This is a genomic window from Gammaproteobacteria bacterium (assembly GCA_022450155.1).
Lineage (GTDB): Bacteria > Pseudomonadota > Gammaproteobacteria > Arenicellales > UBA868 > REDSEA-S09-B13.
The window spans coordinates 134,177-153,286 of the sequence record JAKUQR010000002.1 but is presented as its reverse complement, the minus strand read 5'-3'; the positions used below and the strand labels follow the sequence as shown (position 1 = coordinate 153,286).

General features: G+C 55.8%; 17 protein-coding genes and 3 pseudogenes. 14 read left to right on the top strand and 6 right to left on the bottom strand.

Annotated features, from left to right (window positions below; translation table 11 throughout):
• Window positions 1–584: 584 nt before the first annotated feature.
• The 5 genes and pseudogenes from MK323_01620 to MK323_01600 form a co-directional block, all read right to left on the bottom strand.
• Window positions 585–858, bottom strand: a pseudogene (locus tag MK323_01620) (transposase).
• 165 nt (window positions 859–1,023) lie between these two features.
• Entirely contained in the window at window positions 1,024–1,341 is a 318-nt protein-coding gene (locus MK323_01615) for a GYD domain-containing protein (protein MCH2480862.1), read from the bottom strand.
• 122 nt (window positions 1,342–1,463) lie between these two features.
• Window positions 1,464–2,246 (bottom strand): short-chain dehydrogenase/reductase, encoded by a 783-nt coding sequence (locus MK323_01610; protein ID MCH2480861.1) that lies wholly within the window; start codon window positions 2,244–2,246, stop codon window positions 1,464–1,466.
• A 354-nt stretch (window positions 2,247–2,600) separates the two neighbouring features.
• A complete protein-coding gene (locus tag MK323_01605; GenBank protein ID MCH2480860.1) occupies window positions 2,601–4,538 on the bottom strand; it encodes an ATP-binding cassette domain-containing protein in 1,938 nt (645 codons plus the stop codon).
• Between the two features lie 391 nt (window positions 4,539–4,929).
• Complete coding sequence (locus tag MK323_01600) at window positions 4,930–5,826, bottom strand: phytanoyl-CoA dioxygenase family protein (GenBank protein ID MCH2480859.1); 897 nt, start codon at window positions 5,824–5,826, stop codon at window positions 4,930–4,932.
• A gap of 395 nt (window positions 5,827–6,221) precedes the next feature.
• On the opposite strand from MK323_01600, the gene MK323_01595 reads away from it, so the two are divergent.
• The 9 genes and pseudogenes from MK323_01595 to MK323_01555 all read left to right on the top strand — a co-directional run bounded on the left by MK323_01595 (window position 6,222) and on the right by MK323_01555 (window position 13,384).
• Entirely contained in the window at window positions 6,222–6,464 is a 243-nt protein-coding gene (locus MK323_01595; protein ID MCH2480858.1) for a hypothetical protein, read from the top strand.
• Window positions 6,465–6,523: 59 nt separating this feature from the next.
• Window positions 6,524–6,619: pseudogene (locus tag MK323_01590) on the top strand (pyruvate, phosphate dikinase).
• Between the two features lie 64 nt (window positions 6,620–6,683).
• Complete coding sequence (locus MK323_01585) at window positions 6,684–6,848, top strand: hypothetical protein (GenBank protein ID MCH2480857.1); 165 nt, start codon at window positions 6,684–6,686, stop codon at window positions 6,846–6,848.
• Between the two features lie 28 nt (window positions 6,849–6,876).
• Window positions 6,877–7,812, top strand: coding sequence for a zinc-binding dehydrogenase (locus tag MK323_01580; GenBank protein MCH2480856.1), 936 nt, complete (start codon window positions 6,877–6,879; stop codon window positions 7,810–7,812).
• Between the two features lie 60 nt (window positions 7,813–7,872).
• Window positions 7,873–9,369, top strand: coding sequence for a CoA-binding protein (locus tag MK323_01575; protein MCH2480855.1), 1,497 nt, complete (start codon window positions 7,873–7,875; stop codon window positions 9,367–9,369).
• The gene (locus MK323_01570) at window positions 9,366–10,052 is read left to right on the top strand and encodes an acetate--CoA ligase family protein (protein MCH2480854.1); all 687 of its coding nucleotides are present in this window, start codon (window positions 9,366–9,368) and stop codon (window positions 10,050–10,052) included. The genes MK323_01575 and MK323_01570 overlap by 4 nt, the downstream gene beginning before the upstream one ends.
• On the top strand, window positions 10,018–10,989 hold the full coding sequence (locus MK323_01565; protein ID MCH2480853.1) for a MaoC family dehydratase N-terminal domain-containing protein: 972 nt from the start codon (window positions 10,018–10,020) through the stop codon (window positions 10,987–10,989). The genes MK323_01570 and MK323_01565 overlap by 35 nt, the downstream gene beginning before the upstream one ends.
• Before the next feature lie 354 nt (window positions 10,990–11,343).
• Window positions 11,344–12,447 (top strand): annotated as a pseudogene (locus tag MK323_01560) (DEAD/DEAH box helicase).
• A gap of 463 nt (window positions 12,448–12,910) precedes the next feature.
• Entirely contained in the window at window positions 12,911–13,384 is a 474-nt protein-coding gene (locus MK323_01555) for a LicD family protein (protein MCH2480852.1), read from the top strand.
• On the opposite strand, the gene MK323_01550 is transcribed toward MK323_01555, so the two are convergent.
• A complete protein-coding gene (locus MK323_01550) occupies window positions 13,354–13,929 on the bottom strand; it encodes an LLM class flavin-dependent oxidoreductase (GenBank protein ID MCH2480851.1) in 576 nt (191 codons plus the stop codon). The genes MK323_01555 and MK323_01550 overlap by 31 nt on opposite strands.
• A gap of 241 nt (window positions 13,930–14,170) precedes the next feature.
• Between MK323_01550 and ilvE the strand changes: the two genes are divergently transcribed.
• From ilvE to MK323_01525, 5 genes are all read left to right on the top strand, one after another.
• A complete protein-coding gene (ilvE, locus tag MK323_01545) occupies window positions 14,171–15,163 on the top strand; it encodes a branched-chain-amino-acid transaminase (GenBank protein MCH2480850.1) in 993 nt (330 codons plus the stop codon).
• 287 nt (window positions 15,164–15,450) lie between these two features.
• The gene (locus MK323_01540) at window positions 15,451–15,771 is read left to right on the top strand and encodes a hypothetical protein (protein ID MCH2480849.1); all 321 of its coding nucleotides are present in this window, start codon (window positions 15,451–15,453) and stop codon (window positions 15,769–15,771) included.
• Between the two features lie 33 nt (window positions 15,772–15,804).
• Complete coding sequence (locus MK323_01535) at window positions 15,805–16,404, top strand: glutathione S-transferase family protein (GenBank protein ID MCH2480848.1); 600 nt, start codon at window positions 15,805–15,807, stop codon at window positions 16,402–16,404.
• Between the two features lie 181 nt (window positions 16,405–16,585).
• Window positions 16,586–17,752 (top strand): Xaa-Pro peptidase family protein, encoded by a 1,167-nt coding sequence (locus MK323_01530; GenBank protein ID MCH2480847.1) that lies wholly within the window; start codon window positions 16,586–16,588, stop codon window positions 17,750–17,752.
• Window positions 17,753–18,910 (top strand): Xaa-Pro peptidase family protein, encoded by a 1,158-nt coding sequence (locus MK323_01525; GenBank protein ID MCH2480846.1) that lies wholly within the window; start codon window positions 17,753–17,755, stop codon window positions 18,908–18,910. It abuts the gene before it with no gap.
• Window positions 18,911–19,110 lie beyond the last annotated feature (200 nt).

Below are 19,110 nucleotides of genomic sequence, written 5' to 3'. Positions count from 1 at the left end.
CTGATACATTACAATTAAGGAGGAACGAGATCGTAGTGCAGGAAAGAAAGCTATTAAAGGAGCACATCTCCCTGCGGTAGCAATCTACCAGTACGACAGACGAACTAAACAATACAGTGTTATAAAAGACCTAAGCAACCTACTGCCAAAAACTCATCATCATGGAAGAAGTAACAAAGGAACAAAAAGAAGCAGCTCTTAAAAGGTTCGGAAGAAATCTAGTAATCGGATGTATAGTCGCCTTTATTTTGTACATTGTTGTTTACAAACTAAGGCTTCTAGACGGTTTTTTAAATCTTTAACATGATCGTAACAGCAATTTTCACATTGCTTGATGGAAATTTCACAGCGGTAATGTTCCACCCGAATTTAATAATGTTCTGGATGTTTGAGATTTTTGCCGTCGGTATTACTTACTTGTTTCTCAGTATAAGAAAGAGTGGTTGGATATGGCGTAAAACACTAGTAATAATCGGCGTCATAGAACTGGGAATGATCGCAGTCGCTCCTCTTTACTCCCAATAGATGACCAATCCCCACACGCATTGATGCACCTCCGATTTTTGTTGCCACCTCGAAAGAAGCAGATCCTTGACTTCATCGGATGTGGCTTCGCGAACGGTTTCTCCAGCCAAACGTTTCTTGCCGGCCTCCAGAAACTCCCTCGACCAGCGGTAATACCGATTCTGGTTGATACCTTCTTTCCGGCGCAATTCGGCAGTACTGTCTTCACTGCGTAGACCCTCTAATACAATACGGATCTTCATCTTCTGCAGAATAATGTCTGCGGGTCGCACGGCGGTTGTCACGGACTGTCTTCTCAGCACTGCCTTTGTGGGCTCGCCTCTTCGTATTCATCATTAATTCTCTCGGTTAACGATGAATTAAAATTCTCTCTTAGACAATCAGACTATTCTGTCCAACTAATGCTGACGGGTTGCATAAGACAGACAAATGGTGGAGCAATTGGGGTAGATATTTGTCCATAAAAAAGCGCCCTACGGTGTAGGGCGCTGATAATGGTCAGGTGCTTGGTGGCGTAAATTGCACATTCTTTGCGACGCTGCGTACCTCCTCAATGTCGACTGATTCTAAAGTGACTAAGTTATCAACAGCTCCACTCCCTTTGGCTTTTAAGCCCATGGCAGCGATTACTGCAAATGAATCGGCGTCGGCAATGACACAAAAGTCATATTGGCCACGGGTAATGTAATAGTCCACCAATTTGGCTCCAACGCTATTGTGTGCAACTTCCATCGCTGCCCTACGATCAGAATCACCATCAACGAGTCCGGCAGCACCTTCATTGGTATAGGTTCCTAAAGTTATATATCTAGACATCGGGGTTCCTCCTTAAATCTAATTAACATAGATGACATATCCTGCTCCCAACACCCCACTAGCACTATAAAGTTCTCAGCCATCACTTATTGCGTACATCGGGTGTTGTCGTGATTCTTAACTTACATAACAGCCCGCCGTGCACTGACTCCACCGTCGATAGTCAGGATGGCACCGCTGGTGTAGTTCGACCGTGGGCTGGCTAGGAACACGATCGCATCTGCGACCTCCTCGGATGCACCGGCACGTCCACCGGGCAACTCCGCGAGTCGTTCGCTCCAGCGCTCCGGGTCACCCAGTTCTTCTTCGGCCTGGCGACGCAGGAACATGATGCCACGCTCGTTAAGCAAGTCGCCAGGACTGACGCCCACAACTCGTATACCATGATCCAAACTGTCTCCACCCAGCGTTCGGGTCAGCACCTCGAGCATCGCATCTGCGGAAACACCGGCTGCATACTCGGCCGGAGCTTGATTCCCTGCATTGCCGATGACATTGACGATGACACCTCGGCCGCGGCTTTTCATCATCCTATAGCATTCACGCATCATGTTGATGTAGCCAAATACCTTCAATTCCCAGGCCGTACGCCATCGTTCTTCATTGATCTCCTCAATGGTGCCACCTGGAATGGCACCGGCATTGTTAACGAGAATGTCGACATCGCCACAATCGTTGACCAGCTGCTCTACATTCGCCCCTAGACTCAAGTCGAGACTATAAATCGTCACCTCTACCCCAAAATCAGCGACGATGCTGTCCCTCGCTGCTTGGAGATCGATCTTAGTTCTTGCAGCGAGATGAAGACTACAGCTTTCGGCGGCAAATGCCCGTGCAGTTGCGAGGCCGATCCCTTGGGACCCTCCGGTAATCAGTACTGACTGGCCTTTGAGACCTAAATCCATATCATGCTCCAAGGCTGCAACAGCCGCTCGGCGATCGCTGCGATCATGCGGGAACTTTGCATCGCCGACCGTTACGATGACTTGACTAATAATTTGGTCAACATGTCGTGGGAGTAACGAAGTCTATTAGATGCCGGCGTTTTGGGACAGGATGTATATTTCCCCCGCTAAATCTTGGCCAAAGGAGGTGATATCTAGCCCCGAGACCACCAAGAGGAGATTGTAGGTCACTGAAGTACCGTCATAACGCATACCCCAGATCTTGCCCGAGCAGAAGTCACCAAAAACAGCAGACCCAAGAAAAGATGTTAAGGGGCTCTTGTGATCGAATATTGGGAATCCCGGTCGGGGTAACTAGGCAGGGACATCTGCTTGTTCCAGTAATTCCGAGGCCTCGAGCCAATGGCCTTCCAACTCTTGATGAAGCTGTGCGTTTCGCGCCTGGTCGAACAGCAATTCACGTAACTGACTTCGATTGGCTTCGTTGTAGATCTCCGGATCAGCTAGTTGTTGGTCAAGTCGCTGTTGTACTTTGGTTGCCTTGTCAATTTCTTTTTCGATCCTATCAAGACTGTCGCGTAGCGGTTTGACCTTTACTCTTTGTTTGGCCCTTTCTTGTCGGGTAGGTTTTGACGGTCGAGTGTTTTGCTCGGATTTTATACCGATATCTTTTCCTTTTTTGCTTTCTCCATCCATTTGACGATCGATGAGCTTGCCCGTTCCTTTTTGTCGATGGCGGAGCCAGTTCACATAGTCATCAAGATCGCCGTCAAAGGGGCGAAGAGTGCCATCGTCTATCAGCCAGAGCTCGTCAGTGACTAGCCGTAGCAGGTGTCTGTCATGGGCGACGACGACCAGACAACCATTGTAGGACTGAAGTGCGAATGAGATGGACTCGCGCATTTGTATGTCTAAATGATTAGTCGGCTCGTCCAGTAGCAGCAGGTTGGGTTTGCGGTAGACAATTAGCGCGAGTACCAGACGGGCTTTCTCCCCCCCAGAACGGATCGCAACAGGTTCCGTCGCGGCGTCACCCGAGAACCCGAAACGCCCAAGGAACGCACGCAAGGAACGGTCGGTTTGTTGATGCGAGAGGTCTGTTAGATGATCAAGGGGCGACCACTGTGGATTCAACAGTTCTAGTTGGTGTTGGGCAAAATAGCCAATACGCAGTTTGGAGTCGCCGGTGTATGCTCCTTGAAGAGGAGGGAGTTGGGCTGCGAGGGTTTTCATTAAGGTGGTTTTGCCAGCGCCATTTCTTCCCAGTAAGCCGATGCGATCACCGTCTGACAGGCGAAAGTTGACGTTTGATAAGACAACCTCGTTATAACCCGCATTAATTCCCTTGAGGTCGACCAGTTGATGTGGAGAGTGGTCCGGTGTTTCGAACTCGAAGACAAACGCGTTCTCCTGATGAACTGGTGAAATAATCTTCAGGCGCTCCAGTGCTTTCAGGCGGCTTTGAGCCTGTCTTGCTTTTGAGGCCTTGTAACGAAATCGATCGATATAGGATCGTATGTGGCGAACCTGTTTTTGCTGACGCAGGTGTTGTTTATTTTGAATTTCAATCCATGCGGCTCGCCGTTCTTCCGCCTGGCTGTAGTTTCCTTCGTAGACCTGAATCGTACGGTCCTCAATGTGAGCAATGCGGGTGACTGAGCGATCAAGAAATTCCCGGTCATGGGAGATCACGAGCACTATGCCCTCATAACTAGTCAGCCATCGTTCCAGCCAGACCATGGCGTCGAGATCCAGGTGATTGGTAGGCTCATCAAGCAATAGCAAATCAGCCCGTGTCATGAGTGCGCTGGCGAGGTTAAGGCGCATGCGCCAACCGCCAGAAAACGTATCCACACTCTGGCTCTGTTCTTTTGCAGTAAAGCCTAATCCGTGCAGCAGTTGGCCGGCGCGAGCTGAGACTCGAAACCCGTCTATGTCGTCCATCTGACTATGCAGGGTTGCTAGTAGAGTGCCATTGCCGTCGAGTTCCGCCTGTGCAATCTTGAGTTCAAGAGATCGGTAAGATTGATCGCCATCAATAACATAGTCGATGGCCGTGCGGGTTGAGTCGGGAGTTTCCTGTAACACCTCGGTAATCAGGGTGTCTCGAGGCAATGTCACGTTGCCCTGGTCCGCCTCCAGGCGCCCGGCAATGACGGCAAATAGACTGGACTTGCCAGAGCCGTTAGCGCCGGTCAGACCCATACGCTGACCTGGGAACACATCAAGTTCAACATTTTCCAACAATAGGCGGCTACCACGTCGCAAGGTAAGATCAGTAATTTTCAGCATGGTAAAGACAACCAATTGAGATGTGACAGCCCGTGGTGGTCATGCGAACTGCCAGATGACCGCGGGCGGTGAGTGAATTATGCCGGAAAGTTGAGCGGCCGACACAGGCTCTCCAGTAAAAACAGGACGACAGGCGGCAAAACAAACCAGGCAACAAATGTGAACCCAGAAGAAATCACTAAACGACCCGCAATGACAATCAGTGCAGCAAGGCTCCACAATTCAGGCTGCGAATATCGACCCTGCCCGGTGAAGGCTGAGCGCTGCTCACCAACAGTCCACAAACCCTTTAAATAACAGGCTCCGACTCCACGCAAACGGACCTGAATAGAATGGAGAGGACTGGAACAGACCCAGTTTCAGCACACCTAGAGACAGAGCTCCTACCTAGCTATCGATTTGGCCACAGAATGGGAAACAAATCCTCGGGCATCCGCATCCCTGGTGTTACACCTAGATCGCTAAGTGGAGGGGACGTTTCACCTTGCCGTTCATAGTAGACCATATCGTCGCCCAACCAGCGTGTTGAAATAGCTCGGCGCTGACTTTTCGTTTCAGCCGCGGTTGTACCATGCAGGGTACGGAAATGAAAAAGCAAAGTATCGCCAGGTTCTAGTTCAAAACTGCGTACATCCACTTCCTCGAAGCTTGTTTCTAAGGGAGTAACTGAAGTCATGTCTGGATCGTCCTGTACGTAATCCGAGCCATCTAGAAAATGACGAGGGTAATAGAGTTGCTTTTGCCGATGAGAACCAGCAAGAAAGCGCACTGCGGTATCTGCTGGGGTGAAGTCAAGCGACACATAGATACTGACATTTTGCCAGCCATCTACACAGTAATAAGGGAGGTCGTGATGCCATGGTGTGGCCGTCTGGGTTCCGGCGTCTTTATAGAACACGTGCTCATGGAATAGTTGAGCTGACTCCGACTCCATAAACTGGCTCGCCATCGATGCGACAGAGGACGATGAAATGTATTCGATATATTCTGGGATACGATGCCAGTTGCAGTAACTGTCAAAAAAGCGACCCTTGCCATCTGGTCCAACACTTTCGCAGGGAAAAGCGTAGTCTTCAGGGTTATCAAGTGTACGCTGCAGTCCGGCTCGAAGTTGATTAACCCAATCTGAAAATTCACCACGGAGGAGTATTACACCATCATTTCGAAAAGTAGCAATGTCATTAGAGTTAGCATCGTACAGGGGGGGTGTACCTAAATCCTTACGAACATCGTGGGCTGGGCGCCAATCGACTGTTTCATGGTTGCCCTTATGGTTTGGCTGTTGCAAGGTTCTGTTCTCTGATGACCTCTTGGTGAAGTCAATTCTAAATCAATCACATATGCACTTCGATCCCGCGCGAATGTGACCCAAATGGACTGGAGTGGGCTCCACCTCACACAGCGTCGCCAAAAAGTGGATCATGGTGACCGAAGCCGACATGGAGCGCCAGCTTTTCCAGGCTACGTCCGATGTCACGGTAAATAAGATTCTCATGCGCTATTCGCGCCAGCGTTGCTCCTTGCCGAGGTCGGAAGCAAAGCCAGGCGCAACCAGAGCAATGCCCAGAATCAATGCGATATATTTATTGTGCATTTCCGTTATCTCTTATTGCTTTCTTTGTCGAAAAACTAACACAAGCTACCGGCTTGCGCACAAAGCATCACGCTCCAGGGGCGTAGGTTATGCTGATGGGTCTAGAATTCCGACCAGCGCATCCAGCGCGTAGTTGCTCTGCAGAGATGATATCTTCAAGTAGCAAACAATTTCGTCATGCCAGTATCACGATGACCGGGAAGTATGCTCATCTCGCACCGGATCATCTGCATCAAGCGGTGGAAAATGTCGGATTTACAGCACAGTGTAGATCCGGCGGCTTTAAAAATGGCGTAAAAACAGGAGATTATGGCGCGCCCGAAGGGATTTGAACCCCTGACTTCTGCCTCCCGAAGGTGTAGTTGTATCCGAATAGGTCCAGAAAATCCCTTTCGGACGGGGACAGGCCATCTTGGAATAAAGAGAAAGGATCAAACGAAAGACTATCCAAACCAGGCGCTTGCATCACCGCAAGGTCGCCGCATAACATGACAAACCAAATGAGCCAGACCCTCCTGTAGATCAGCCTACCAGTGATGCCAAATCATTTGATGACGGACAGGCAGACGTTGTGGGGGGAAGGTCTGCTTCGGCTTGCGTCAGGCGGCTCGGACACCCTCGGTGAGCTGGAGACGGGTCGGGTCCTCGGCGCGAGCTACGTTGCTGGCAACCAGGTGCTTAACTGGGGCAGGGTAGTCACTGAAGTGGTTCAATGACCGGATAACACAGAAGGAGAGACCTCAAATGAAAGCAGTCGTTGCAAACCCGGCCGTGACGGGGTGCCTGGAGATCGGGGATGTCACTGCGCCCGTGGCCGATTCGAACGAGGCCCTGGTCGCTGTTACCAGCATCTCACTCAACCGGGGCGAGCTCCGCCGTGCCGAGGCCGCAGAGGCCGGCATGCAGATCGGCTGGGACCTGGCGGGCGTGGTTCAGAGCGCGGCCCGGGATGGCAGCGGCCCGCCCGAAGGCACTCGGGTGGTGGGATTTTCCCGGCGCATGCAGGGCTGGGCGGAACAGGTGGCCCTGCCGACCCGCGACCTTGCGGCGATTCCAGACACGGTCTCCGATCAGGATGCAGCGACCCTGCCGGTCGCCGGGCTCACCGCGCTTTATGCGCTCGAGCGCTGTGAGCGGATTCTCGGCAACCGGGTCCTGATCACGGGCGCCAGTGGCGGGGTCGGCTACTTCGCCTGTCAGCTGGGTCTTCTGATGGGCGGGCACATCGTCGCCCACCTGCGACGGCCGGATTACGCCGACATGGTGCGCGGGACCGGTGTGCAGGAAGTGGTGGTCTCCGAACATGCGGCCGGCATTGCTGATCAGGGCAGGTTCCGATCGATCATCGACGGGGTGGGTGGGCCGCTGCTCGCCAGCCTGATTGCCGAGTTGGAAGAAGGTGGCCGGGCCATTCTCTACGGGGTCAGTGCGGGCCCAACGACCCCGCTCGCCATCAGGGACCTGATGTTTACCGGCGATGGCAGGGTCGAGGGGTTTTACCTGTACCGGGAAAGCGAGATCGAATACGCGACCAGGGGTCTGGACCGCCTGCTGCAGCTGCTGGCCGACGGACGGCTGGTGACGCACGTGCCCGTGACCGGCAGCTGGAGCAGTATCGGCGAGACCGCGGCCGGGCTGATCGCCCGGAATTTCCCAGGCAAAGCGGTGCTGACGATCTGAACAGTTGCAGGGTATCGCCCGGTCACCCGGGCGGTGCTGAACTCGCCGTCACCAGGTTGAATGGAAAGCACAGTAGTCAGAAAAGAATCATCGGAAGTAAGCCACGCACAGCGTGACCCGCTTCTTCTTGACCGAGCCTTTAAGGCCAGGCGAATGGTGATTGCCGGCGTCTCGTCGGATCGCGGAAAATGGTCCAACATCATGTTCCGGCGCTTGCTGGACGGCCCGTTCGACGGTGAACTCATTGCGGTCAATCCGGCACGAAGCGAAGTCGAAGGACAACCGTGCTACGCATCGCTTCGCGATGTGCCGGGCGAGGTTGATTATGTTCAGCTGCTGGTCGCAAGGGAGCACACCGTCGATGCGGTCCGGGACTGTGTTGCGCGCAAAGTTCCCGTTGTTCACGTGCTTTCCTCCGGGTTTGGCGAAGTCTCCGGCGAGGGCCCGGGACTCCAGAGCGCGCTTGTTGAGGCTCTTGCGGGCGGCGCGAGTGCGCTGATCGGTCCGAACTCGCTCGGGCTTTACAGCGCCGGACACGGTTTGTGCTTCTCTGACGGATGTCATTTCGATCCAGGTCCGGTGACCTTCATCTCGCAGAGCGGAGCCCTTTGCACGGATGTTCTGGCCCAGGGCCAGATTCGGGGCGTCAAATTCTCCAAGGTGCTTTCGGTCGGCAACTGCGCTGACCTCGATTGGCCGGACTATGTGCGCTACTGCCGGCATGACCCCGAAACGGGGATCGCGGTGTTCTACATCGAGAGCACCTCCAACGGCCGGGCGCTTTATGAAGAACTGAAAAGGCTTGCGCGGAACAAACCGGTGCTGGTGCTGAAGGGTGGACAGACCCCGGCCGGAGCGCAGGCTGTGGTATCGCATACCGGACGAATGACGGGCGAACATGACGTCTGGCAGGCCATGATGCGCCAGGCCGGCGTGATTGAGCTGACTGGGCTGAATGACCTGCTCGTGACTCTGCAGGCCTGGTCCAGTGCTGAACTGCAGCCCCGCAACCGATCGGGCGATGGCGTAATGGTGATCGGGTGCGGCGGTGGCGTCTCGGTGCTGATCAGCGATGCGCTGGTTGTAGCGGGTCTCTCCGTTGCCCGGCTCGGGCCCGGCACGCTGTCTGCCCTGAAACAGCTGGAGCCTGCTGCCAAAGTCTTCGGCGGCATCGACAATCCGATCGAGATGCCCGTCGACCGGCTTTTCACCGATCCCGCCAAACTCGCGCGGCTGATTGAGACTTCTGCGGCCGACCCAGAGGTCGGGATGGTCCTTCTGCATCTTAATCTCATCGCCTTTTCTGATCTGTTCGGTGATGACAACCTGGCGCATCTGGAAGCCGTCTGTGCTGCGATCAGGGACGTTGCGGGTTGTGTCGCCAAGCCGCTGACGGTGGTTCTGCGCAATGGCGACTGTGGACAGACGACCGGAACGCTGTACCGTTCGGCACTGACAAGTCTGGGTTCGCAGGCAGGGCTGGATGTCTTCAGCGACCTGGAGCCCGCACTGGCCTGGCTGGGTCGGGTGAGAACGTTCACCGGCTGTCGGTCATGACCGCACCACTGGTCATGGACCTGGTCTCAGCCCGGCAGATGATCTCGGGCTGCGGGGTCGAATTTGCAAACTGGCAAGTTGTCTTATCCGCCGACGCGGCGGTCAGCGCAGCTGCCGGACTGGACGGGCCGGTGGCATTGAAATCGGCGGCGCCGGATGTGGTTCACAAAAGTGACAGCGGTTGTGTGGTTCTGGGTGTTGCGGGTGACGAAGCAGTTGAAAAGGCCTACGCAGAGGTCACAGCCCGTGCCGCAGCGGCCGGCAGTGTGACACCGGAGCGGGTGCTGGTGGAGACAATGACCCCGGGCCTTGCCGAAGTCATTATCGGGCTCAAGCGCGATGAGACCTTCGGTGCGGTTGTTCTTGTCGGTTTGGGTGGGATCTTTACGGAGGTGCTGGAAGATTTTGTCCTGCGGCTTTGTCCCGTAACAGAACCCGAAGCGCTGGGCATGTTCAAGGAACTGCGGGGCTTCTCTGTCCTTGCCGGTGCCAGGGGCAAGCCGCGCTGCGATCTCGACGCCCTGGCTCGCGTGGCTGTTTCCATCAGCTGGCTCGGCAACGACCGGGACGACATCCTCGAGTTGGACCTCAACCCGGTGATGGCAATGGAACAGGGTGCGCTGGCAGTTGACGCACGCGTTGTTCTGAATGGGAGGGAAAAGCATGGCGCGCATCAAGCCTGACGAGTCGATTATCGGCCTTGAGGGGCCGGTCTACGACGTGGATCTGGAGCGAGGTCGTATCCGGCAGTTCGCAAAGTCGATCTACGCCTTTCATCCAGCCTACCACGAGGAAAGCAAGCCTGTTGTACCGCCGACTTTCCTGATGATGGCGGGCTATTTCTACGGGTACATTCTTGCGCGCGCCCCGCGAGACTCAGCGTTTGGTTCGATCGACGAGGATTTTACGACCTGCGCCGATGGCGGGCAGGAGTTCGTTTTTCACGGCCCCCTACCGCGGGCTGGTGACCCGCTCGTGGCGTCGACCCACATGCATGACTTCAAGGAAAGACAGGGAAGGCGCGGCGGGCGTCTTCGAATCTATGTCACCTGTACACGGTTCCACACGCCTGGCGGTCGCCATGTGGCCGACTGGTTCGAGTGGAACGTCAAGACCTCACACTCTCCGGTCCAGAGCCTGGATGAGGCACGGATCAGAGACCGGCCCTACTTCATGAAAGGCGATCCACGCGATCAGTTCAACGCTGTTGGTTTTCAGGACTGGGATGCACTGCGCGAGGGTGAAGGCCCGGGCAGTATCGTGATGCCACCGCTCACCGTCACCGACATTGTCGCCTACCAGTATGCCTCCGGAGAAGATGGCCCGACCCATCACGACGACGGTTCGGCCAGGGCCTGCGGATACCCCGGCATCTACTCGATGGGCATGCTGCACGGCGGTGCACTGGCCACCTATGCCGTGAACTGGCTCGGGCCTGAGAACATCCGCCGGTTCAAGTGCAGGTTTGTCGAGATGCAGTTTCCGGGAGATGTGCTGGCGTATCGCGGCTGGGTCGTGCGGAAATACGAACAGGACAATAACCGGATGGTCGACATCGAGCTCGATTTTCAGCGTGACGGCACGCTGCTCGGCAACGCCTGGGCGACCTTTACGCTTTAGGAAAACGACATCAGTGTCGTTCTATTCAATATTCAACCAGGAAAAACCCGAGGGATCTGAATATTCAGATAGCGGGAAAAGACGCACAAAAACAAATATTCATAGGCCGGGCCCGGCGACCGTTTCGTTGATGAACGGCACAGGGTGTGGTCTTTATCCTGCTAAGCTGTTTTTGGCCGCCCTATCTTTTTACAGCTAACCTGACTAGACTGCGGAGCCAGCAGCGCGCTACCAAGGCCGTTCGCCGCTGTCTTGTGGTTGTCTCCCTCCCAGAAAGACTTCTCTCGATTACTCCATTTATTACCGCCTTAACCGGTCTGGTGACACCACCGGCAGGCTTACTCAGGATTATTGATGTCATTTTCAAAACTTGGCCTGCGGGCCGAACTCCTTAGCGCCGTTACGGCGCAACGTTATCCAAGCCCTACGCCGATCCAGGCGAGGGCCATTCCCATTATTCTCAAGGGTCGAGACGTTCTTGCCGGCGCTCAGACGGGCACCGGAAAGACTGCGGCCTTTACTTTGCCAATGCTGCAATTGCTGAGCAACGGCTCGGTTGGAGCGTTCAACGGCAGATCGCCGAGGGCGCTGGTGCTGGCTCCTACCCGCGAGCTTGCTGCCCAGGTAGAAAGCGCCATAGTGACTTACGGCAAACATCTGCGACTTCGATCCACGGCAATATTTGGCGGTGTCGGCATCAACCCGCAGAAATCGGCACTGCAACGGGGTATCGATATTGTGGTTGCAACCCCGGGCCGACTACTGGACCTCGTCGGTCAGCGCAGCATCGATTTATCCGCCATTAAGATCCTGGTGCTGGATGAGGCCGATCGAATGCTCGATATGGGTTTTATTCATGATATTCGCAAGGTGCTGGGGTTCTTACCGAAACACCGTCAAAATCTTCTGTTTTCTGCTACCTATACCCGGGACATCAAGCGGCTGGCCGATTCATTGCTGAACAAACCGGCAATGGTTGAAGTCGAGCGTCACACTGTTGCAGCCCAGACTGTCAATCAGTGCGCTTATCGCGTAGACAAGTCAGCTAAACGCGACCTGTTGATTCAACTGATCACCGAGGGTCGTTGGCACCAGGTGTTGGTCTTCACCCGCACCAAGCACGGTGCTAACCGCCTGGCCGAACAATTGGTGCGCCGAGGCATCGATGCCACTGCCATTCACGGCAACAAGAGCCAGGCTGCCCGGACCCGGGCTCTGTCCGGTTTCAAGAAAGGCAGTTTGCGTGTTCTGGTAGCCACGGATATTGCCGCCCGAGGTCTGGATATTGATCGCCTTCCTCATGTCGTCAACTATGAGTTACCCAACGTACCGGAGGATTACGTGCACCGGATTGGCCGTACGGGTCGTGCTGGTGAAGAGGGTGAAGCGGTATCGCTGGTTGGGGCTGATGAGGTAAGGCTGCTCAAGGATATCCAGCGATTGTTAAGGAAGGAAATTCCGCTGCAACCGCTTCCGGAGCTGGCATCCCAGCCGACCGACAAGGCTGGAAAATCTGAGTGCACCACCCGCAAGTGGAGGTCTCCCAGTCGAAAGCGACCCGCGAATGGTTCAACTCCAAGGCGTGAGTCACACCGGGGCAAAGCAGCTGGGTTTGCTTGATGAATGCGGGCACCATCAGATTAAGAAACCCAATAATCTCGACGAGTATTTGTCAATCAAATAACAAACACCCGGAATCTTCCCATTTCAGCTGATTATTCTCTGTAAAAAAAGGTTCATTTCCAAACACTGTTCCGGGTTCGCCAGCGGGCATAATCCTACGATGGTTTGATGGGAATTAGGAATATTTGAAGAAGGCAATCGCTCTGATGCCTCAGAGAGTCTAGTTATCGGTTGACTGTTATCGGAGTGCTTCGACCTAAGCAGACTACTACGCATGCAAGCTTCTGTATTTGAACCTATGGACAGGACCGTCGCGGAGACGGTATTGAAAGAAACCAAGTGTGTTCTTGATCAACTCGGTATCGTGTTCTTCCTGCGCCATGGAACCTGTCTTGGGGCAGTGAGAGACGACTCCCTGATAACTTGGGACGATGATCTGGATGTGGGCTCAGTGATTGGGTTGCGCGGTCTTACCGAAGAGCGAATGTACGAGGCGGTCGACCTATTCAGTCAAGAAGGATTTGACCCAAACGTGATCGTCAGCGAGATCGGTCTCGAGGTCGAGATGAGGAAATATGATGTGCCGATCGACTGGAACTGTTATCGAATTATTGGAGACAATATTTATCAGTGGCCCGTTGTTCAAATATCTCTCAGCCTGCACACGGAACTCAAGGAGATCAAATTTCTTGGCGAGACGTTTCTGGTTCCTAATCCTCCCGAAGATTATCTCAGGCAACGCTATGGCCCGGACTGGGGGATTCCGAAATAACCGGTACATTTGAATCGGATGTCCTGGAGATGACCGATCATAGTTTTATTCCACCTGACCACAAGAAGACGATGTCCCTGGGCAGTCGTTATGTATCGTCGTTGCACACCGGCTATTTGAAAGTCTTTGATCTCGAGGGTCTCCCCTATGTAGACGCCGTTGCCGACCTTTTTCATTACGGTCACACCAACTTCTTCCAGAAAGCCAGAGAAGTCGTATTCCAGCTGGTGATAGCCAGAACCCAGGCCCAGGATCAGCCGGCCCGCGCTGATCTCGTCCACCGTGTCCGCCATCTTCGCCAGCAGGGCAGGATTCCGCCAGCCCATCGCGAGCACCAGGGTTCCCAGTTCCACCCGTCGGGTAATGGCCGCCAGAGCAGAGAGAAATGGCCACGACTCCCAGACGCCCCTGGGCTGCTCTTCTCCTTCCAGTCTGTAGAGCAGGTGATCGACCACCCACAGTGAGTCGAAGCCGATGTCTTCGGCGAAGTCTCTCCATAGCGCTGACCTCGGACCAGCCGCGCACGCCAGCGCCGCGCATGCCATCGGTCTGGGGCAACATGAGCCCCACCTTCAAGCTTCGGCTGGTATGGGTTTGCGTCACTTGAAGGTCTCCTTCTTTAACCGCCGGGATGGGGGACTATTCCGGCTGGGATGGTGAAGTCCCAGGCCGCGTCTCGAACGCAATCGCAGGAAAGGGCAGTGCGGCGTAGGAGGACGGAATCATCCCCGGCAATTGTACAAAACGTGACAGGGGTTTATTCTTCGCGCACGCCGGAGTCGACAATTGCACACTGCCCCTGGCGTCTGTAGAGATAAAACCCAACAGTTTGCTGGTGAACCCAGGAGGACAGAACCGATGGTTGAATTTGCGGCCACTGGATCCAAGATCTACTTCAACGGCCGGATCGTGCCGGAACGCGAGGCGACCGTGCATGTCTTGAGTGGTGCAGTCAAGTACGGTGCCACGGTGTTCGAAGGCATCTGCGCCTATCTCGGGGACGAGGGCCGGCTCACTGTCTTCCGCTTGCCCGAACACCTGCTGCGCCTGCAGGACAGCATGCGGATTATGCGCTTCGAGCAGGACTGGTCTGTGAGTCACCTGACTGAAGTCGTGACGGACGTCATCAAGGCCAATGAGCTGCACGAAGATACCCACATCCGGCTCTCGGCCTATGTTCTCAGCGAGGGCTTTCTAGACGCCACGGCACCGATTGCACTGGGCTGCCTGGCGGTTGGTCGCCATGACAAATCACTGAGCGATAAAGCCGCCCGGGCCCAGGTCAGTTCCTGGCACCGGATCGAAGATTCCAGCATGCCGCCAAGGATCAAATGTTCAGCCAATTATCAGAACGGGCGTCTCGCCACCATCCAGGCCCGCACCGACGGCTACGACGAAGCGATCCTGCTGACGGGTTCAGGAAAAGTGGCCGAGAGTGCCGGTGCCTGCCTGATGGCTGTGCGTGACGGCGTCGTGATCACGCCGACGATCACCGGCAGCATCCTTGAGAGTGTCACCCGCGCCACGCTGATTGAGCTGTGTGAATCAGAACTGGGTGTCGAGGTTCAGCAGCGTGAGATCGACCGCACAGAGCTCTATCTCTGCGAAGAGGTCTTTCTGTGTGGTTCTGGTTACGAAGTCATGCCGATCGTAAACATCGACGGCTACCCCATCGGTGACGGCGAGGTCGGATCGAAAACGAGAGCCGTCTTCGACATCTACGATGCGGTGACCCGCGGGCGACTTCCCCAGTACGAGCACTGGCTGACTGCTGTGTAGCCTGCCGCAGCGCGCCAGGATCTTCAGTCACTGACTTTTAATCATCGAAGATCGCTGGCCCAGGAACGTTATCGAATCAGGTGTGGGATCGGGTCTTGCCCCCTAGTGGCTGGTTGTGCCCGGAAAACTTGCTGTTTATTCTTCGTTTTCTGAAACCTCGAACCAAATCCCCAAGGTAAACCGTTGAGACTCGACCAAGAACAGATCGATGCTTTTTTGAGAATGGCTTTGTCCTTGCGGACGGCTTCCTCGACACGGCCGAGGTGGATCGCCTTCGAGTCTGTTACATGGAAACGATCGACCGTCTGAAGCAGGATCAGGCTCTTGAGAACGTTCAGTCTGGATCGGATCGTGACGAAGACTTTCAGGTCTACCAGATTCGCACAGCGCATTTGCAACACCCGATCTTCCGTATGCTGATCAATGATTCGAGACTGCTTGACATGGTCGAAAGCCTGATCGGACCGGACACTCATGTCACCCACCTACGCCGCATTCAACGGTGCGAAACTCTAGGCGGGCCTCACCAGAGCTCAGAAAATTTCAAGGAAGTGGGCTTCGAGTATCGTGACTCGGAGGCGCCGGAGAGCGACTATCATAAGAGTTAAGAGTAGTCGCAACGATCACCAGGAAGGAATATTGTGGACGTAACATTGTATGAGTCCGGAACTTCACGCTCTGCTCGTTGTCGCTGGACGCTTCTGGAAGCCGGGATCTCCTTTAATTCTCTGGGGAGATCGGATCTTGCTATAAGTGATGAGGTCAAAGCGGTATACCCGGTCGGCAAACTACCTGTCGCGATCGTAGACGGCAAAGTGCTTTTCGAGTCAGCTGCGATTTGTACCTATCTTGCGGATCATGCGCCAGACATTGACTTAATTGCCAAACCTGGCAGTTGGGCGCGCGGCCAGCATGATCAGTGGACATCCTTTGCACTGACAGAAATGGAAGCATGGCTTTGGAATACGGCGGTGAACAAGTTTGTCCTGCCCGAAGAGCAGCGGATTGAGGCAGGGTTCGAGCAGAATGCCATGATGTTCGGGCGCGCCGCATCAGTGTTGAACGATGTGCTTTTGTGTCAGGACTTCCTGGTTGAAAACCGCTTCACGGTCACCGACATCATCGTCGGCTGGACTGTGAACTGGGGACGCCGCCAGGGACTGTTAGATAGCTTGAGTGGACTTCAGGCCTATCTCGAACGCCTTTTTGAACGCCCGCACTGCCCTTTTGCAAAGGATTAACAGAGCGTCATAGGTAGGCCCCCGAATGAAAGTCTGACCGGGTCGGCCGGTGAACACTCTCACGCTGTGGTTGGGTGCCCGTCCTCTTAACCCACTCAAGGCAGAAGCGTAAGATAGCGGGTGTAAAACGCCTGCCCGTGCAGGCCGCTGTCCTGACCTAACGCCAAGGGGACCCGCCGCTATGTCACCGACCTATGCCGCATTCAGTCGTGCGGAACACCAGGGGCGTCTCGCAAGAGCCCGGGAGAAACTCGGAGAAGCGGGTTTCGAGGTGTGCATCTCGGTGGCGCCCGAGACCCACTATTACCTTGCGGGCTATGACGCTTGGGTGGGGGTCAACAGCCCGCAGGCCCTGGTGTTCTCGGTCGGCGGCGACGACGAACCCACCCTCATCGTGCGTAATGTCGACACCCGGCTCGCCACCGAGACCAGCTGGGTTTCGGACCTTCGCAGTTATCAACTATTCGCCGATGACTTTGCCAGCCTCGTGGCCGCTGTCGCCCGTGAGAAAGGCTGGACCGGTGGCCGGATCGCAATGGAGCTTTCGTCTTACACTCTGAACGCTGCGCTTTACGCCGAACTGAGCGCAGCGCTGGCACCGGGTGAGATCGCCGACGCGACCCGGGTGCTCGGCGATCTCAGGATTATCAAGTCCGAGACCGAGATGGCTTATGTACGCGAGGCCGCGGGCTATGCCAATCAGGGGCTGGCGGTGGCCCGGGATGCTCTGCGGGCGGGAACAACCGAGATCGAAGTGGCCGCTGCGCTCGAAGACGCGATGCGCAGATCGGGCAGCGACTACTGGGCTATTCCCACCGAGATCTCCAGTGGTCCCCGTACCCCCGGGGGCCACGCCACACCGAGGGCGCGGGTCATCGAGACCGGCGATCTTGCGCACTTCGAGTTTGCCGGGGTCTCGCACCGCTACCATGCCACCGCCGTGCACACCATGGCCTGCGGGACCCCGGGTGCCAGGGCAGCCGAGCTTTACGAGGTGGCCCGGGCGTCACTTGCGGCCGGAATCGGCGCCTGCCGGCCGGGCGCTCGGGTGGCCGATGTCGAGGTCGCCTCTTTGGTGCCGGTTCGCGCCGCCGGGCTCGAGGCTTACGCCAACATGCGCTTCGGTTACGGGATCGGCCTGGCGTATCCCCCGGTGTGGCTCGAGACTCTGCAGATCAGCCGCGGCTTCGATGAGACCCTGGTGCCCGGGATGGTGTTCGTGCTTCACGCCTACCTGCAACTGGATCACGAGGACATCGGCATCATCCAGGGCGGCACCTGGACCCTCACCGGCGAGGGTTTGGAGCAACTGGTCGGCGGCGGCGATGTGCCGCTGGAGGTCGTTTAGATGAGCCTGGCATTTGATCGACAAGAATTCGACGCGCGGCTTGCCAGGGTCCGCGAACAAATGGCCGATCAGAATCTGGACGTGGTGCTGGTCTTCGGCCAGGACCAGATGTTCTATCTCACAGGTTATGACCAGATCGGCTACAGCTACTACCAGGTTCTGGTCGTCTCGCGCGACGATCCACGGGTTGTTTACCTCTGCCGGGAAGTGGATGCACACATTATTCGTGAAACTTCGGTTGCCGAAGACATCCGCGTCTGGTACGACGACCACCGCAACGACCCGACCGAATTCACTGCCGCTATCGTACGCGAATTCGTTGACATTACCGGCTGCCGGATCGGGATGGAGTTGCAGACCCATGGCTTGCTGCCGGTGTTTTATGCCCGCCTGGCGGTACACCTCGCCGCGGCAAGTATCGTCGATGCCTCAGCGCTTCTGACCGACCTTCGCCTTGAGAAGTCTCCGGCCGAAGTCGCCTGCATGCGCGAGGCCGGTACGTTGTTCGACATCGGGATGCGTGCGGGGTTTGCCGCGATGCACGAGGGCACCCGGGAGTGTGATGTTCACGGGGCAGTGATGCAGTCGATCTACGCGGCCGGCGGTGAGTTTCCTGCTGTGGCACCGCCGCTCGAGTCCGGTCCCCGCACACTGCATCAGACCCATGGCGCGGCGCTTCGCCGGGAGCTCAAGGCTCACGACCCGGTGAACCTCGAGATCGGGGCGTGTTTCCGGCGCTATCACGCGGTCGGTGTCCGCTCTGCAGCTATTGGTGCGCCGGTCGCCGTGCAGCAGCGCCTGCACGGCATTCTCAGAGAAGCGCTTCAGGCCGGTCTGGAGGTCGCCGGGCCCGGTGTGGCGACGGCCGATGTCGCCGAGGCGATGCACGGGGTATATCTCGTCAACGGCATCGACCGACGAACCCGTCACTGCGGCTACGGCATCGGTATCGGCTATCCGCCCACGTGGATTGACAACCTGCGCATCAAGTTGACCGACACTCATATCCTGAAGCCCGGCATGACGTTCATGCTGCACGGCATCCTTGCTGACTGGGATGCAGAACTTGCAGTAGCACTGGGTGACCCAGTGCTCATCACCGACACCGGTGTCGACCGGTTGACGACCCTCGGTCACGACCTGGTGGTCTGTGACTGAACAGACTTTGTGCTGACGGGTGTGAAACGCCGGTTGGCAGTTTCATCCCACAGGGGTCGAGTTCCGGCGAGTTCGATGGTGTAATTCAAAAGAAGTGAAACCGAAGACGGGCTGAAAAAGGCCCCCAGAGATAGATATGGAAGACAACACAGTTCACCAGGGCGGATGCCTGTGCGGCACGGTACGCTTCGAGGCTCATG

Coding starts and splice junctions, on each gene's coding strand:
- MK323_01580 (MCH2480856.1), top strand. CDS start 6,877: ATGAAAGCAGTCGTTGCAAACCCGGCCGTGACGGGGTGCCTGGAGATC.
- MK323_01530 (MCH2480847.1), top strand. CDS start 16,586: ATGTCACCGACCTATGCCGCATTCAGTCGTGCGGAACACCAGGGGCGT.
- MK323_01550 (MCH2480851.1), bottom strand. CDS start 13,929: ATGGCATGCGCGGCGCTGGCGTGCGCGGCTGGTCCGAGGTCAGCGCTA.
- MK323_01525 (MCH2480846.1), top strand. CDS start 17,753: ATGAGCCTGGCATTTGATCGACAAGAATTCGACGCGCGGCTTGCCAGG.
- MK323_01565 (MCH2480853.1), top strand. CDS start 10,018: ATGGGAGGGAAAAGCATGGCGCGCATCAAGCCTGACGAGTCGATTATC.
- MK323_01585 (MCH2480857.1), top strand. CDS start 6,684: ATGACGGACAGGCAGACGTTGTGGGGGGAAGGTCTGCTTCGGCTTGCG.
- MK323_01570 (MCH2480854.1), top strand. CDS start 9,366: ATGACCGCACCACTGGTCATGGACCTGGTCTCAGCCCGGCAGATGATC.
- MK323_01595 (MCH2480858.1), top strand. CDS start 6,222: ATGCTGATGGGTCTAGAATTCCGACCAGCGCATCCAGCGCGTAGTTGC.
- MK323_01615 (MCH2480862.1), bottom strand. CDS start 1,341: ATGTCTAGATATATAACTTTAGGAACCTATACCAATGAAGGTGCTGCC.
- MK323_01540 (MCH2480849.1), top strand. CDS start 15,451: ATGGAAACGATCGACCGTCTGAAGCAGGATCAGGCTCTTGAGAACGTT.
- MK323_01575 (MCH2480855.1), top strand. CDS start 7,873: ATGGAAAGCACAGTAGTCAGAAAAGAATCATCGGAAGTAAGCCACGCA.
- MK323_01610 (MCH2480861.1), bottom strand. CDS start 2,246: ATGGATTTAGGTCTCAAAGGCCAGTCAGTACTGATTACCGGAGGGTCC.
- MK323_01555 (MCH2480852.1), top strand. CDS start 12,911: ATGGACAGGACCGTCGCGGAGACGGTATTGAAAGAAACCAAGTGTGTT.
- MK323_01605 (MCH2480860.1), bottom strand. CDS start 4,538: ATGCTGAAAATTACTGATCTTACCTTGCGACGTGGTAGCCGCCTATTG.